Raw genomic sequence first — 14,334 nt, 5'->3', positions numbered from 1 at the left:
ATAAGCATGGCCAAGCCTGGCTGGGGAAGGGCCTGATGCTAGAGCGCCGCCACCGCCCTGGCGTGGTCGCGGATGACGGCCAGGGTCGAGGCGTCGGCGTCGAACACCCCGAACAGGCCCTGCTCCTCCTGCGGGGGATCGCCGACATAGGACCGGTCGCCCATCTTGAACCAGGCGTCGGCGTGCTGGGCGCGGCCCTCGCCGTTCCAGGCCCAGAAGTTGGTCCCCGCCAGCGGCCCGCCGGCCTTCATGTCGGCTTCGACCAGGCCGAACATCATCCGATAGAAGCGGTCGCGATGGGTGGTCGGGCCGCCCGGGGTGAAGGCGCGATCCTCGCGGATCAGGCCGAACTCCTCGATCACCAGCGGCTTGTTCATCTGCTTGGCGATGGCGACGTGCCTGGCGACATAGTCGCGGCACTTGGCCTCGCCGGCCTCATAGGTGGCCGGCTGGTTCTTGAAGTCGATCCAGCCCCAGTTGTTGGGCCAGACGTGCAGGGTCAGGTAGTCGATGCTGGCCGGCCTGTGGGCCTCGACCACGCAGGCCTCGCGCTGCAGGCAGCCCATGGCGCCCTCGCTGCCGGTGGTGACCAGGTGGTTGGGATCCAGAGTCTTGATCAGGGCCGAGGTCTCGGCGATCCAGCGGTAGTAGGTGGGCAGGTTGGGCACGCCGAAGGCGTCGCTGCCGCCCGGGCGCGGCTCGTTGGCCAGCTGCCAGGCCATGATCGTCGGGTCGTCGCGATAGGGCTTGCCGGTCACGCTGCTGACCCGGCCGACCAGGGCGCGCAGATAGTGGCGGAACAGGTCCTGGGCCTTGGCGTCGCCGTAGAAGCGGGCGGAGTAGTCGGCGAATTCGGGCCAGGGGTGGGCGGGATCGCCCTGCTGGAACCACTGGCCGTTGCCGGTCCAGCGCAGATAGGCCGGCATGCCGCCCGACCAGTCCCAGAAGTTGTTGACGTAGATCACCGCCTTCATGCCGCGCCGGGCCATTTCGGCCAGCAGCACGTCCAGGCCCTTCAGCAGGTCCTGGTCGTAGTCCTCGCCCGGGCCGCGGAAGGTGGGGTCGATGGCCACCTTGGCCGGCGAGCGCTCGCCGGCGCCCAGGACGCGCAGGTTGCTGACGCCCAGGGCCTTCAGCCGGTCCAGCTCGCGGCCCAGCCGGGCGCGGTCGCCGGACACGCCCGGCGAACCCAGCCAGGCCCCGTACCACAGGTTCGCGCCGACGAAGCGGTAGGGCGCGCCGCCCAGGCTGAGGCGGCCGTCCTTGACGGTGACGAAGGTGGAAGGCGGCGCGGCGCTCCAGGCGGCCCCGGTCGAGCCGGCGGCCACGGCGGCGGTCCCCGCGACCAGCAGATGGCGTCTCGACAGCATGCTTGCCTCCCCTTGTTTTGCCCCAGCCTAGCGGACGGCGGCGGCGCGAGGGAAGGTATTAAATAAATTTGTTTTCTGAATGCCCGCGACCGTCCCGCATCGCCGGGCGCGGAAAAATGCTGTCCTGTGTCGGGGCGCGGGTTCGCCGCGCGTCCTCGGGACAACGAAGGCGATGCGGGAGATCATCGCCGTGAGCCACCGGAGAACGCCATGACCTCGCCCCGCCCCACCATCACCGCCTTCAAGGCCTCGCCCGACCGGGGCCAGGGCTTGGCCCGCGACATGCGCGTGCGCTGGGCGCTGGAGGAGGTGGGCCAGCCCTACGACGTCCGACTGGTCACCTTCCCCGAGATGAAGGCGCCGGCCCATCGGGCCCTGCATCCGTTCGGCCAGATCCCGACCTACGAGGAGGGCGACCTGGTGCTGTTCGAGTCCGGCGGCATCGTCTTCCACATCGCCGACACCCATGCCGGCCTGCTGCCCGACGAGCCCAAGGCTCGGGCGCGGGCGATCACCTGGATGTTCTCCGCCCTCAGCACGGTGGAGCAGTCGATCGTCGAGCTGCAGTTCGTGATGTTCGCCGAGCGCGACAAGAGCTGGCACGGCGAGCGGCAGGCCATGGTCCACGACCGCATCCGCGCGCGGCTGGGCGAGCTGTCCGACCGCCTGGGCGACGCCGAGTGGCTGGACGGCGACTTCAGCGCCGCCGACCTGATGATGGCCTCGGTGCTGCTGCGGGTGCGCGGCGTGGGCCTGCTGGGCGAGTATCCCAACCTCGCCGCCTACGTGGCCCGGGCCGAAGCCCGGCCCGCCTACAAGCGCGCCTTCGCCGCCCAGCTCGAGGTCTTCCACGCGTCGCAGGCGCAGGGCGCCTAGACCCCTGTTGCATAACGGCGGTGTCTGGGCTACACACTGAACCAAATGGTTCAGTATTCATCAGATCGCCTCGACGCCTCCTTCGCCGCGCTGTCGGACGCCACCCGCCGTGGGGTCCTGGAGCAGCTGGGCCAGGGGGACGCGTCGATCACGGAACTCGCCGACCGGTTCCACATGACCCTCACGGGCATGAAGAAGCACGTCGGCGTCCTGGAGCAGGCGGGGCTGGTGACGACCGAGAAGGTCGGGCGCGTGCGGACCTGCAAGCTGGGTCTGGCCGGGCTCGAGGAGGAGGCGGCCTGGATCGAGAGCCGCCGCCGCATCTGGAAGACCCGCTTCGACATGCTGGACCATGTCGTCGAGGCCTTGAAACGGAAGGAAGAGAACGATGGGCGAAAGAATGGGTGACGGCCGCACGGCGGTCGAACGGACGTCCGGGCGCGAACTGGTCGTGACGCGGGTCTTCGACGGCCCGGTCCGCCTGGTCTACGACGCGTGGACCAAGCCCGAGCTGTTCCAGCTGTGGTGGGCCCCGAAGTCGAGCGGGGTGCCGATGCTGTCCTGCGAGATGGATGTCCGCACCGGCGGCGGCTATCGCGTGGTGTTCGGCAAGGACGCCGCCAACGCCATGGCCTTCTTCGGCAAGTACATCGAGGTCGTGCCGCTGGCGCGCCTGGTGTGGACCAACGACGAAGGCGACGGCGGGGCCGTCACCACGGTGACCTTCGAGGACAAGGGCGGCAAGACGCTGCTGGTCCTGCAGGAGCTGTATCCCACGCAGGAAGCGCTCGACGAGTCCTTCATCGGGATGGAGGACACCACGCCCGAGCAGTTCAGGCAGCTGGACGACCTTCTGGCCAGCCTCGGCGCCAAGGTCTGACGGTCGGGTCGGCCCCCTCCCGCCGGGAGAGGGCCGAGCGGCCTTACAGGTTCAGCAGCGACGGGTCGCCGCCCTGGGCGGTGATGTTGATGCTGAGCGCGCGCTCGACGGCGTAGCGCATCAGGGCGTGGGGGCCGCCGGCCTTGGGGCCGGTGCCCGACAGGCCCTCGCCGCCGAACGGCTGGACGCCGACCACGGCGCCGGTCATCGAGCGGTTGACGTAGCAGTTGCCGGCCGGGACCAGGCGCTGGACGTCGGCCGCGAAGCTCTCGATCCGCGAATGGACGCCCAGGGTCAGGCCGTAGCGGCGGGCTGCCAGGGCGCCGGCCACCTGTTCCAGGTCCTCGGGCTTGTAGCGGACCACGTGCAGGATCGGGCCGAACACCTCGCGCTCCAGGAAGTCGGCGGCGGGGATCTCGGCCAGGACCGGGGCGAAGAAGGTGCCGGTCTGCGGCGCGCCGATCGTGTGCAGAACCTTGGCTTCGTGCTGCAGACGGTCCAGGTGCTTGACCAGCGCGGTCTTGGCCTCGGGATCGATCACCGGGCCGACGTCGGTGACGGCCAGGGCCGGGTCGCCGATCACCAGGGCGTCCATCGCGCCTTTCAGGCCGTCGATGATGTGGTCGGCGGTGTCTTCCGGCAGGAACAGCAGCCGCAGGGCCGAGCAGCGCTGGCCGGCCGAACCGAAGGCCGACAGGATTACGTCGTCGATCACCTGCTCGCGCTGGGCGGTGGTGTCGACGAACATGCCGTTCAGGCCGCCGGTCTCGGCGATGAACGGCACGATCGGGCCCTGGCGCTGGGCGAGCGTCTGGTTGATCCGCCAGGCGGTGTCGGTGCCGCCGGTGAAGGCCACGCCGTCCAGGCCCTCGTGGGCGGTCAGGGCCGCGCCGACGGTCTCGCCGCGACCGGGCAGCAGAGCCAGCAGACGGTGGTCCAGGCCCGCGGCGTGGTACAGCTTCACGGCCTCGTAGGCGATCAGCGGGGTCTGCTCGGCCGGCTTGGCCAGCACCGCGTTGCCGGCCGCCAGGGCGGCGGCGATCTGGCCGGTGAAGATGGCCAGCGGGAAGTTCCACGGGCTGATGCAGACGAAGACGCCGCGCCCGGCCAGGCGCAGGGTGTTGGTCTCGCCGACCGGGCCGGTCAGCACCTCGCCGGCCAGGCCGAACTGCTCTTCCGCCAGCTTGGCGTAGTAGCGGCAGAAGTCGACGGCCTCGCGCACCTCGGCGATGGCGTCGGGGCCGGTCTTGCCGGCTTCGCGCGAGAGGATGGCGCACAGGCGCTCGATATTGGCCTCCAGGGCGTCGCCCATGGCGCGGAGGACCTCGGCGCGGGCGGGGCCGCCGGCCTGGTCCCAAGCGGGCTGGGCGGCGCGGGCCAGGCGGAAGGCCTGGTCGATCTGCGGCAGCTGGGCTTCCGACGCCACGCCCACCACGCGGTCGTGGTCGGCGGGGCTCTGCACCGGCATCGGCGGGGCGCCGGCCGTCAGCTTGCCGCCGATCAGCGGACCGGCCTGCAGGGTCAGGCCGTCCAGCTCGGCCACGTGGGCGGAGAGGCGGTCGCGGTCGGCCTTGGTCGACAGGTCCAGGCCGGCGCTGTTCCTACGGCGCGGACCGTAGACGTCGATCGGCGTCGGAATCTTGGCGTGGCGGTCGGGGTGGGCTTCCACCGCGGTGATCGGGTCGACCACCACCTTTTCCACCGGCACCCGCTCGTCCAGCAGGGCGTGCACGAAGCTGGTGTTGGCGCCGTTCTCCAGCAGGCGGCGGACCAGGTAGGGCAGCAGGTCCTCGTGGCCGCCCACTGGGGCGTAGGCCCGCAGAGTGACGCCGTCATAGAGGTCGTCGGCGGCCTTGTAGAGCGCCTCGCCCATGCCGTGCAGGCGCTGGTGCTCGATCTTGACGCCGGCGTTCTTGGACATCCGCACCACGGCCGCCAGGGTGTGGGCATTGTGGGTGGCGAACTGGGCGTAGAGGTGCGGGGCGGCCTCGATCAGGGCCTTGGCGCAGACCAGGTACGACAGGTCGGTGGCGGGCTTGGTGGTGTAGACCGGATAGTCCGGACGGCCGGCCACCTGGGCGCGCTTGATCTCGCTGTCCCAGTAGGCGCCCTTCACGAGGCGCACCATCAGGCGGCGGCCGGTTTCCTGGGACAGGGCCGTCAGGCGCTTGATCACCTCGGGGCAGCGCTTCTGGTAGGCCTGGACGGCCAGGCCCAGGCCCGTCCACTGGCCCAGCTCGGGCTCGCGGCACAGGCGATCCAGCAGCTTCAGCGACAGGGCCAGGCGATCGGCCTCTTCGGCGTCGATGGTGAAGTTCAGGTCGTGCTTGGCGGCGATCTTGGCCAGGCGCAGGACGCGCGGATAGAGCTCGTCCCAGACGCGGGCTTCCTGCGTGGCCTCATAGCGCGGGGTCAGGGCCGACAGCTTGACCGACACGCCGTGGCCGGCCTCCGGCCCCGCCCAGGCGCCGTTGGCCCGCGACAGCTTGCCGACCGTCTCGATGGCGTCGGCATAGGACTTCTCGTAGCGGGCGGCGTCGGCGGCGGTGCGGGCGCCTTCGCCCAGCATGTCGAAGCTGCAGATGTCGCCGTCGTTGGCGGCGCGCTTGATGGCCGCCTCGATGGTGCGGCCCAGCACGAACTGCTCGCCCATGATGCGGATGGCCTGGCCGACGGCGGCGCGGATCACCGGCTCGCCCAGGCGGCCGGCGATCTTCTTGATGAAGCCGGGCAGGTCGCGCTTGGCGTCCTCGTCGGGCTCGACGATCTTGCCGGTCAGCATCAGGCCCCAGGTCGAGGCGTTGACGAACAGGCTGTCGCTGCCGCCCAGGTGGCTGGCCCAGTCGGCCGAACCGATCTTCTCGGCGATCAGCTTGTCGCGGGTGTCGTCGTCGGGGGTGCGCAGCAGGGCCTCGGCCAGGCACATCAGGGCCAGGCCCTCGCGGGTGCCCAGGCTGAACTCCTGCAGGAAGCTCTCGACCACGCCCTGCTTGCGGACGCTGCGGCGGGCGCCGCGCACCAGGGCCTCGGCCTCGGCGCGGACCGCGGCGCGGTCCTCGCTGCTCAGGGGCTGGGCGGCCAGCAGGTCGGCGATCACCGCCGCCTCGTCGCGATACTTGCCGTCGTCCAGGGAGTCCCAATCGGTCATGGTCGCCTCGTTATAGGATATCGTCGCTATATCGCCGGCTTGTTCGAAGGTGCTTCGTTTGTTGGGCGTGGAAGGTGTATGATCTTCGGTAGAAACGCCGATTTTCGTCGTCGGCTCCAGCTGTTCGCGGACATGCGGCAGGCCGCCGCGCGCGCGGACGGGCGGAGCATGATCGTGCTGGACGGGATGGGGAAGGGGAGAGGTGGGAAGGGACGCGATACGGGGGGAGGTCGCGCGTCCCTTCCGCTCTCACACGGCGCCTACGGGGGAGAGGGCGCCGCGTCTGCGCTCCGCCGGGGGGAGTGGCGGAGGCTGGTCCTGCCCGACCGGGCGCCGAGGGGGGAGTGGCGTGGCCGGTTGGCTAGGACGATCGAGGGTATAGTTCGAGTTGCGTCGAAGGTGCTTTGTTTGTTGATGTCAATTTCCGAACGATCTTCGGCAAAAATGGAGAATGGCCATGTCTGCTCTGGATGATACCGATCGCAGGCTTCTGAAGGTTCTGCAGGCCGATGGCCGCATCACCAACGCCGAGCTGGCCAAGCGCTGCAACCTGTCGCCGGCCGCCACCTTCGATCGCGTGCGGCGGCTGCGCGAGCGCGGCTTCATCACCGGCTACGCGGCTCTGCTGGACCCGGCCAAGGTGGACCGCGCCCTGCTGATCTTCGTCGAGGTGGTGCTGGACCGCACGACCGGCGACGTCTTCGAGGAGTTCGGCGCGGCCGTGCGCCGCGCGCCCGAGATCCTGGAGTGCCACATGGTGGCCGGCGGCTTCGACTACCTGATCAAGGCCCGCGTGCGCGACATGGAGGCCTATCGCGGCTTCCTGGGCGACATCCTGGTCAAGATGCCCGGCGTGCGCGAGACGCGGACCTATGCGGTGCTGGAAGAGGTGAAGAGCACGGTGCAGCTGCCGTTGTGAGGCGTGGCGCCTCCATTGATCCGCTCATCCCGGCGAATGCCGGGACCCAGATGGAATGGCGGTGGGGCTGACGCCAAGAACTCAGAGCCCTTCCAATCGGCCTCCCCGCTTTGGGATCTGGGTCCCGGCATTCGCCGGGATGAGCGGATCTATTGGGATTTCTCCCGCGCCCGGAACCCCGCCGCCTTGGCCTTGTTCCCGCAGGCGCTCATCGAGCACCAGCGGCGCTCGCCCTTGCGCGAGGTGTCGACGAATAGCACCGCGCAGGACGGGCCCTCGCATTGGCGGATGCGGTGCGAGAAGTCGCCGCCCAGCAGCGACACGCCCTCGCGCGCCAGTTCGGCCAGCAGGCCCCGGACGTCGCCGGACAGGTGGGCGCGGCCGTCGGCGCCCAGCTGCAGCGGCGCGGCGGGCAGGGCGGCGAAGCCGTTCAGCAGGTCGCGGTCGGCCTCGGGCAGGGCGGTCCCCTCGGCGCGCGACAGGGCCAGGCGGTAGAGCGCTTCGCGCAAGCTGTGGGCCTGGACCAGGTTGCCCTCGGTGGCGCCGGGCGCGGCCGGGGCCAGCTCGGCCGCGACCAGCCAGCGGTCCAGGTCGGCGGGCGCGGCCAGCAGGTCGCGCGGCGCCGCGCCCAGCCGGCCGGTCACCGTGGCCGCCAGGTCCAGCGACGGGCTGCCGCCCCGGAACTTGAAGCCGTCGCGGATCTCCGCCTTCGTCATGTCGCGCTCCAAACCTGATTGACAGGTTATTCTGCTTCGGGGAAGTTCGGCAAGCTAACCTGTCAAATAGGTTATTGAGCGGAGCGTGACATGATATCGATCCCTGGACGCCGCCTCGGCGCGGGCCTGGCCCTGGCCGTCGCCTTGACCGGGACGGCCGCGACGGCGGCCGAGCCCGCCCTGACGGGAACCTGGACCCTGGCGGCGGCCGACCGCCTCAAGCCCGACGGCACCCGCGCGCGGGACTACGGCCAGCACCCGAAAGGGCGGCTGATCATCGACGCCCAGGGGCGCTACAGCCTGCAGATCTTCGACGGCGACCGCCCGCGCATCGCCTCGGGCGACAAGGCCACGGCCACGCCCGTCGAACTGACCGGCGCCGTGATGGGCTCGTCCACCCACTATGGGACCGTGGCCGTCGACAAGGCCGCGAACGTGCTGGTGTTCAGGATCGAGGGCGCCTCGTTCGCCAACTGGGAGGGGACCGAGCAGCGGCGCAAGTACGCACTGACGACGGACACCTTGAGCTACCAGGTGCCGACGCCGCGCCCCGACGGCTCGATCCCGATCTCGGAGTGGAGAAGGGAGCGGTAGGAAGCCGGGGGACATGCCCTTGCGGCGTGTCCCCATCAGCATGCACGGCGCCAAGTCTTGGGGACACGCCGCAAGGGCATGTCCCCCGTCGGCGAGTCTACTTCACCGCCGCGATCCACGCCCGCTCGTTGGTCAGGTCCAGGGTCACCACCCACTGCTGGAGGGCGGGCATGCCGATGTTGCCGTCCAGGATCATGTCCTCGACCAGGACCTTGCCGCTGATCTTCGGGCCGCCGACCAGGGTCATGTCCACGGACTGACCCTTCTGGATCGCCGGGTCCAGGCCCACCAGGTCGGCGACGTGCTTGCCGATCACCAGGGCGCCGGTGCTGCCGCAGTCCAGCTCCAGCCAGATCCGGCCCTTGGGCGTCGGGGCGGCGACGAACGGCGTCAGGGCCAGGCCGGTGGCCTCGCGACTGAAGCGGACCGGCACCTCGACGCCCTGGGCGGCGCGGACCTTCAGGCTGTCGGGCGTCTCGACGATCAGGCGGCGGCCGGCCAGGTCCAGGGTGACGGCGCGGCCGGCGAAGGCGTCCAGGGCCACCGAGCCGTCCAGCGGCGGGGCGTCCTTGGGCAGCAGGGTGGCGAAGTCGATGACCCCGGCGGTCGGCGCCGTCAGCGGCAGGCCCGCCGCCTTCAGGCCGACGTCGTCGCAGCGCGGGACGTCCACGCGGTCGCCGCGCATCCGGAAGCCCGTGACCCGGCCCCAGGGCTTGCAGCCGATGGCGTCGGCGAAGGGCTGGGCGATCACGGTGATGCCGCCGGCGGTGTCCAGCAGGAAGCGGCGGGGCTTGCCGTCGACCTCGCCCTGGAACGACCAGAGCACGCCCAGATAGGGCTCCAGCGGAATGACGACGGGCTTGGCCGGCGGTGCGGGGCGGACGGGTTCGGCGAGCGCGGAGCCCGAGACGAGGGCCAGGCCGATCGCGGCCAGACCACCTAAGGAACGCAAGACCGCGCGCATGTTCCGAACACCCCCTGATGCGGACGCCGTGACGCGCGTCCCTGCGCCTTTGGTCGCCGTTCCCGGCCGGGCGGTAAAGTGAACTCGCGGTCATTCGCGGCGAACCGCGCGGGGTGCGCGACGAGCGGTCATCCCCCCTCCCCAAGAAAGGGTTGGAAGGGGCGCGCGGGATTTGGGGGGAGCGCGCCCCTTCCGGCTGGAGGCGTCGGGGGGCGACGCCGCCAGCGCTCCCCCGCTGGGGACGGGGGATGGATGCCTCAGCGCGCCGCGGGAGCGCCGCCGCCGAGGGCCTTGTACAGCGTCGCCAGATTGGTCTCCCGCGCCAGGCGGGCGACGATCAGGGTCTTCTGCGAGGTGTAGAGCGTGCGCTGGGCGTCCAGCACCGACAGCGAGCTGTCGATCCCGGCGCCGTAGCGGGCCTGCGAGAGGCGCACGGTGTCGTTGGCGGCGGCCACGAGGCGCTCCTGCGAGCCCACCCGTTCCGTGATCGTCGACTGCACGGCCAGGCCGTCGGAGACCTCGCGGAACGCGGTCTGCACCGACTTCTCGTAGTTGGCCACGGCGATGTCGCGACCGGCCTTGGCGCTGTCCAGGTTGGCCACATTGGCCCCGCCGGCGAAGATCGGCAGGTTGATGCGCGGCACGAAGGTCCAGGCGCCGTTGCCGCTGTCGAACAGGCTGTCGAGACTGTTGCTGGCCACCCCGGCCGAGCCGGTCAGGCTGATGCTGGGGAAGAAGGCCGCGCGCGCCGCGCCGATGTTGGCGTTGGCGGCGGCCAGCTGGTGCTCGGCGGCCAGGACGTCGGGACGACGGGTCAGCACGTCGGACGGCACGCCGGCCGGCAGGTCGCGCAGGATCTGGGCCGTGACCAGGCCGCCGGCCGGCAGCAGGTCGTTGGGCACGTCGGCCCCGACCACCAGGCGCAGGGCGTTCTTGTCCTGCTCGACCAGGGCGATGGCCGTGGCGACGTCGCTGCGGGCGGCCTCGATCAGGGTCTGGGCCTGGCTGACCTCGAGCTGCGAGATCGCCCCGGCCTCGAACCGGCGCTGGATCAGGCCCATGGTCTCCTGGCGGGTGCGCAGGGTTTCCTGCGACAGGGCCAGCAGGTCCTCGTCGGCGGCCAGGTTCAGCCAAGCGCTGGCCGTCTGGGCGATCAGGCTGACCTGCACCGAGCGGCTGGTCTCCTGGACGGCCAGGTAGTTCTGCAGGGCCGCGTTGCTGAGGCTGCGGACGCGGCCGAACAGGTCGATCTCCCAGGAGGAGACGCCCAGATTGGCCGTGTAGACCTCGACCGAGCGGTCGCCGCCGGCGATCACCTGGGCGGAAGAGCTCTGGCCCTTCGTGGCGGTGCCGGTGGCGTCGACGGCCGGCACGAGGGCCGCCCGCTGGATGCGGTACTGGGCGCGGGACTGCTCGATGTTCAGCACCGCCACGCGCAGGTCGCGGTTGTTGGTCAGGGCCAGGTCGATCACGCCCTGCAGGCGCGGGTCGATGAACACGTCGCGCCAGGCCAGGTCGGCGGCCGAGGTCGTCGAGCCGGTGTTGGCGGCCGCGATCGGCCAGGCGTTGTCCACGGCCAGGGCCGGCCGCACGGTCTTGGGCGCCAGGGTGCAGGCGCTCAGGGCCGAGGCGGCCAGCAGGGTGAGGGTCAGGTTACGCAAAAGCATCTCTAGTGGCCCTCGGCCGGAGTCGTGACGGCGCCGTCGTGAGGACGCCGCGGCTTGGGTTTGAAGACCCGCTCGACGATCACGAAGAACAGCGGGACGAAGAAGATCGCCAGCAGGGTGGCCGACAGCATGCCGCCGATCACGCCGGTGCCGATGGCGTGCTGGCTGCCCGAGCCGGCCCCGTTGGAGATCGCCAAGGGCAGCACGCCGAAGACGAAGGCCAGCGAGGTCATGATGATCGGGCGCAGACGGATGCGGACCGCCTCCACCGTCGCCTCGACCAACTCCATGCCCTGCTCATGCAGGTCCTTGGCGAACTCGACGATCAGGATGGCGTTCTTGGACGCCAGGCCCATGGTCGTCAGCAGTCCCACCTGGAAGTAGATGTCGTTGGAAAGGCCGCGCAGGCTGGTGGCCAGCAGGGCGCCGACGATGCCCAGCGGGATGACCATGATCACCGACAGCGGGATCGACCAGCTCTCGTAGAGGGCCGCCAGCAGCAGGAACACCACCAGGATCGAGATGGCGTACAGGGCGGGCGCCTGGTTGCCGGACTCGCGTTCCTGGGCCGACAGGCCGGTCCATTCGAAGCCGATGCCCGGCGGCAGCTGGGCGGCGATCTTCTCCATGGCGGCCATGGCCTGGCCCGAGCTCTTGCCCGGGGCGGGCGAGCCCTGGATGTTCAGCGACGACAGGCCGTTGTAGCGCTCAAGACGCGGCGAGCCGTAGATCCAGCGCGTGGTGGCGAAGGACGAGAACGGCGCCATCGTGCCGCTGCTGGTGCGGACGTACCAGCTGTTCAGGTCCTCGGGCCGCATGCGGAAGGGCGCGTCGGCCTGGACGTAGACCTTCTTCACCCGGCCGCGATCGATGAAGTCGTTGACGTACGAGCCGCCCCACGCGGCGCTGAGCGCGGCGTTGATGTCGGCTGTGGTCAGGCCCATCGCCCCGGCCTTGGCCTGGTCGATGTCGATCTTCAGCTGCGGGGTGTCGTCCTGGCCGTTGGGACGCACGCCGGCCAGGGTGGGATCCTGGGCGGCCATGCCCAGCACCTGGTTGCGCGCGGCGACCAGGGCGTCGTGGCCGACGCCGCCGATGTCCTGCAGCTGGAAGTCGAAGCCCGACGAGGTGCCCAGTTCCGGCACGGCCGGCGGCACGATGGCGAAGACCATGGCGTCGCGGATCTGCATGAACTTGCCCATGGCCCGGCCGGCGACGGCTTGGGCCTTGCGCTCGGGCGCCTTGCGCTCGTCGAAGTCCTTGAGGCGGATGAAGGCCAGGCCGGCGTTCTGGCCGGCGCCGGCGAAGCTGAAGCCGGCGACGGTGAAGACCGCCTGCACGGAGTCCTTCTCGTCGTTCAGGAAGTGGTTTCGCACCTGGGTCAGCACCGCCTGGGTGCGTTCCTCCGGAGCGCCCGGAGGCAACTGGACGATGGTGAACATCGTGCCCTGGTCCTCTTCCGGCAGGAAGGCGCTGGGCAGGCGGACGAACAGGAAGGCCATGACCAGGATGATCACGCCATAGGCCACCATCCACCGGCCGCTCTTGCCCAGCAGGCCGCGGACGGTCCCCTGGTAGCGTCGGCTGGTGTCGTTGAAGTTGCGGTTGAACCAGTTGAAGAAGCGGTTGAACAGGTTGGTCACCGCGCCCAGCGCGCCCGGATGATCGGTCCTCAGGGCCTCGCCGTGGCCTTGGGTCGCCGGCCGCAGCAGAGTGGCGCAGAGAGCCGGGGTCAGGATCAGGGCCACCAGCACCGACAGGCCCATGGCCGAGACGATGGTGATCGAGAACTGGCGGTAGATCACGCCCTGCGAGCCGCCGAAGAAGGCCATGGGCACGAACACCGCGGCCAGGACCAGCGCGATGCCGATCAGGGCGCCGGTGATCTCGCTCATCGACTTGCGCGTGGCCTCGACGGGACTGAGCCCCTCCTCGGACATCACCCGCTCGACGTTCTCGACCACGACGATGGCGTCATCGACCAGCAGGCCGATGGCCAGCACCAGGCCGAACATGGTCAGGGTGTTGATCGAGTAGCCGAAGGCCGCCAGCACGCCGAAGGTGCCCAGCAGGACGACCGGCACGGCGATGGTCGGGATCAGGGTCGCGCGCCAGTTCTGCAGGAACAGGAACATGACGATGAACACCAGGACGATGGCCTCGACCAGGGTCTTGATGACTTCCTCGATCGACAGCTTCACGAACGGCGTGGAGTCGTAGGGGATCACGTAGCGGTAGCTGGACGGGAAGGTCTTCGCCAGCTGCTCGACCCGCGACTTGACGGCGTCGGCGGTGTTCAGGGCGTTGGCGCCGGGGGCCAGGCGGATGGCCAGGCCGGCGGCGGGCTTGCCGTTGTACTTGGCGCCGAAGCCGTAGCTTTCCGCGCCCAGCTCCACGCGGGCGACGTCGCGCAGGTGCACGATCGCGCCGCCGGGGCTGTTCTTGACGATGATCTCCTGGAACTCGGCCGGGGTGGAGAGGCGCGACTGGGCCGTGATCGTGGCGTTCAGGCCGATGCCCGGGATGTTGGGCACGCCGCCCAGCTGGCCGGCCGAGACCTGGGCGTTCTGGGCCTTGATCGCGGCGATGACGTCGGCCGGGGTCAGGCTGTAGCTGGCCAGCTTGGTCGGATCCAGCCAGATGCGCATGGCGTACTGTGCGCCGAACAACTGCACTTCGCCCACGCCGTCGACGCGGCTGAGGGGGTCTTGCAGGTTGCTGGCGATGTAGTCGGCCAGGTCAGTGTTGGTGGTCTTGGGATCCTCGGAATACATGCCGACGATCAGCAGGAAGTTGCGGGCCGACTTGGCGACCGTCAGGCCTTGCTGCTGCACTTCCTGCGGCAGCAGGGCGGTGGCTGTCTGCAGCTTGTTCTGGACCTGCACCTGGGCGATGTCGATGTTGGTGCCGGCCTTGAAGGTCAGGGTCGTGGTGGCCGAGCCCGAGCTGTCGCTGGTCGACGACATGTAGTCCAGGCCGTCCAGGCCCTTCATCTTCTGCTCGATGACCTGGGTGACGCTATCCTCGACGGTCTTGGCCGAGGCGCCGGGATAGACGGCGTTGATCGACACCTGGGGCAGGGCGATGTCGGGATACTGGGCGATCGGCAGCGTGCGGATGGCCAGGGCCCCCGCCAGCATGATCACGATGGCGACGACCCACGCGAAGATCGGTCTGTCGATGAAGAAACGGGAAAGCAT

The 14,334-nt window shown here is 70.0% G+C and carries 11 protein-coding genes; 5 read left to right on the top strand and 6 right to left on the bottom strand.

Features of this window, described 5'->3' with window-relative positions; all coding sequences use genetic code 11:
- Positions 1-38 precede the first annotated feature (38 nt).
- Positions 39-1,370: a cellulase family glycosylhydrolase gene (locus tag BR39_RS0116250; protein WP_029914046.1), complete on the bottom strand. Its 1,332-nt coding sequence runs from the start codon at positions 1,368-1,370 to the stop codon at positions 39-41.
- A 210-nt stretch (positions 1,371-1,580) separates the two neighbouring features.
- Between BR39_RS0116250 and BR39_RS0116245 the strand changes: the two genes are divergently transcribed.
- The 3 genes from BR39_RS0116245 to BR39_RS0116235 are packed head-to-tail and all read left to right on the top strand — an operon-like array spanning position 1,581 to position 3,126.
- The gene (locus BR39_RS0116245; protein ID WP_029914045.1) at positions 1,581-2,246 is read left to right on the top strand and encodes a glutathione S-transferase family protein; all 666 of its coding nucleotides are present in this window, start codon (positions 1,581-1,583) and stop codon (positions 2,244-2,246) included.
- 45 nt (positions 2,247-2,291) lie between these two features.
- Positions 2,292-2,654, top strand: a complete 363-nt coding sequence (locus tag BR39_RS0116240) for a helix-turn-helix transcriptional regulator (protein ID WP_029914043.1) — start codon at positions 2,292-2,294, stop codon at positions 2,652-2,654.
- On the top strand, positions 2,635-3,126 hold the full coding sequence (locus tag BR39_RS0116235; RefSeq protein WP_029914041.1) for an SRPBCC family protein: 492 nt from the start codon (positions 2,635-2,637) through the stop codon (positions 3,124-3,126). Before BR39_RS0116240 ends, BR39_RS0116235 begins: the two co-directional genes overlap by 20 nt.
- 43 nt (positions 3,127-3,169) lie before the next feature.
- Here the strand turns inward: BR39_RS0116235 and putA are convergent, their stop codons facing one another.
- Positions 3,170-6,274, bottom strand: a complete 3,105-nt coding sequence (gene putA, locus BR39_RS0116230; protein ID WP_029914039.1) for a bifunctional proline dehydrogenase/L-glutamate gamma-semialdehyde dehydrogenase PutA — start codon at positions 6,272-6,274, stop codon at positions 3,170-3,172.
- A gap of 451 nt (positions 6,275-6,725) precedes the next feature.
- Between putA and BR39_RS0116225 the strand changes: the two genes are divergently transcribed.
- Positions 6,726-7,193 carry an Lrp/AsnC ligand binding domain-containing protein gene (locus BR39_RS0116225; protein ID WP_029914036.1) on the top strand — a complete coding sequence of 156 codons (468 nt, stop codon included), beginning with the start codon at positions 6,726-6,728 and terminating at the stop codon, positions 7,191-7,193.
- 149 nt (positions 7,194-7,342) lie between these two features.
- On the opposite strand, the gene BR39_RS0116220 is transcribed toward BR39_RS0116225, so the two are convergent.
- Positions 7,343-7,909 (bottom strand): ABATE domain-containing protein, encoded by a 567-nt coding sequence (locus tag BR39_RS0116220; RefSeq protein ID WP_029914034.1) that lies wholly within the window; start codon positions 7,907-7,909, stop codon positions 7,343-7,345.
- A 90-nt stretch (positions 7,910-7,999) separates the two neighbouring features.
- Between BR39_RS0116220 and BR39_RS0116215 the strand changes: the two genes are divergently transcribed.
- Complete coding sequence (locus tag BR39_RS0116215) at positions 8,000-8,503, top strand: lipocalin-like domain-containing protein (RefSeq protein WP_029914032.1); 504 nt, start codon at positions 8,000-8,002, stop codon at positions 8,501-8,503.
- A 97-nt stretch (positions 8,504-8,600) separates the two neighbouring features.
- Here BR39_RS0116215 and BR39_RS0116210 read toward each other — a convergent pair whose 3' ends face one another.
- From BR39_RS0116210 to BR39_RS0116200, 3 genes are all read right to left on the bottom strand, one after another.
- Positions 8,601-9,467 (bottom strand): hypothetical protein, encoded by an 867-nt coding sequence (locus tag BR39_RS0116210; protein ID WP_029914030.1) that lies wholly within the window; start codon positions 9,465-9,467, stop codon positions 8,601-8,603.
- A 257-nt stretch (positions 9,468-9,724) separates the two neighbouring features.
- Entirely contained in the window at positions 9,725-11,134 is a 1,410-nt protein-coding gene (locus BR39_RS0116205) for an efflux transporter outer membrane subunit (protein WP_029914028.1), read from the bottom strand.
- A gap of 2 nt (positions 11,135-11,136) precedes the next feature.
- Complete coding sequence (locus BR39_RS0116200; RefSeq protein WP_029914026.1) at positions 11,137-14,334, bottom strand: efflux RND transporter permease subunit; 3,198 nt, start codon at positions 14,332-14,334, stop codon at positions 11,137-11,139.

The sequence above is a fragment of the Caulobacter sp. UNC358MFTsu5.1 genome, assembly GCF_000712075.1.
Lineage (GTDB): Bacteria > Pseudomonadota > Alphaproteobacteria > Caulobacterales > Caulobacteraceae > Caulobacter.
The sequence above is the reverse complement of the archived record's forward strand: the minus strand, read 5'-3'. Positions and strand labels throughout refer to the sequence as shown.

Excerpts from the sequence above, each read along its gene's own strand:
- BR39_RS0116250 (WP_029914046.1), bottom strand. The coding sequence starts at position 1,370 with ATGCTGTCGAGACGCCATCTGCTGGTCGCGGGGACCGCCGCCGTGGCC.
- BR39_RS0116245 (WP_029914045.1), top strand. The coding sequence starts at position 1,581 with ATGACCTCGCCCCGCCCCACCATCACCGCCTTCAAGGCCTCGCCCGAC.
- BR39_RS0116240 (WP_029914043.1), top strand. The coding sequence starts at position 2,292 with ATGGTTCAGTATTCATCAGATCGCCTCGACGCCTCCTTCGCCGCGCTG.
- BR39_RS0116235 (WP_029914041.1), top strand. The coding sequence starts at position 2,635 with ATGGGCGAAAGAATGGGTGACGGCCGCACGGCGGTCGAACGGACGTCC.
- putA (WP_029914039.1), bottom strand. The coding sequence starts at position 6,274 with ATGACCGATTGGGACTCCCTGGACGACGGCAAGTATCGCGACGAGGCG.
- BR39_RS0116225 (WP_029914036.1), top strand. The coding sequence starts at position 6,726 with ATGGCCATGTCTGCTCTGGATGATACCGATCGCAGGCTTCTGAAGGTT.
- BR39_RS0116220 (WP_029914034.1), bottom strand. The coding sequence starts at position 7,909 with ATGACGAAGGCGGAGATCCGCGACGGCTTCAAGTTCCGGGGCGGCAGC.
- BR39_RS0116215 (WP_029914032.1), top strand. The coding sequence starts at position 8,000 with ATGATATCGATCCCTGGACGCCGCCTCGGCGCGGGCCTGGCCCTGGCC.
- BR39_RS0116210 (WP_029914030.1), bottom strand. The coding sequence starts at position 9,467 with ATGCGCGCGGTCTTGCGTTCCTTAGGTGGTCTGGCCGCGATCGGCCTG.
- BR39_RS0116205 (WP_029914028.1), bottom strand. The coding sequence starts at position 11,134 with ATGCTTTTGCGTAACCTGACCCTCACCCTGCTGGCCGCCTCGGCCCTG.
- BR39_RS0116200 (WP_029914026.1), bottom strand. The coding sequence starts at position 14,334 with ATGCTTTCCCGTTTCTTCATCGACAGACCGATCTTCGCGTGGGTCGTC.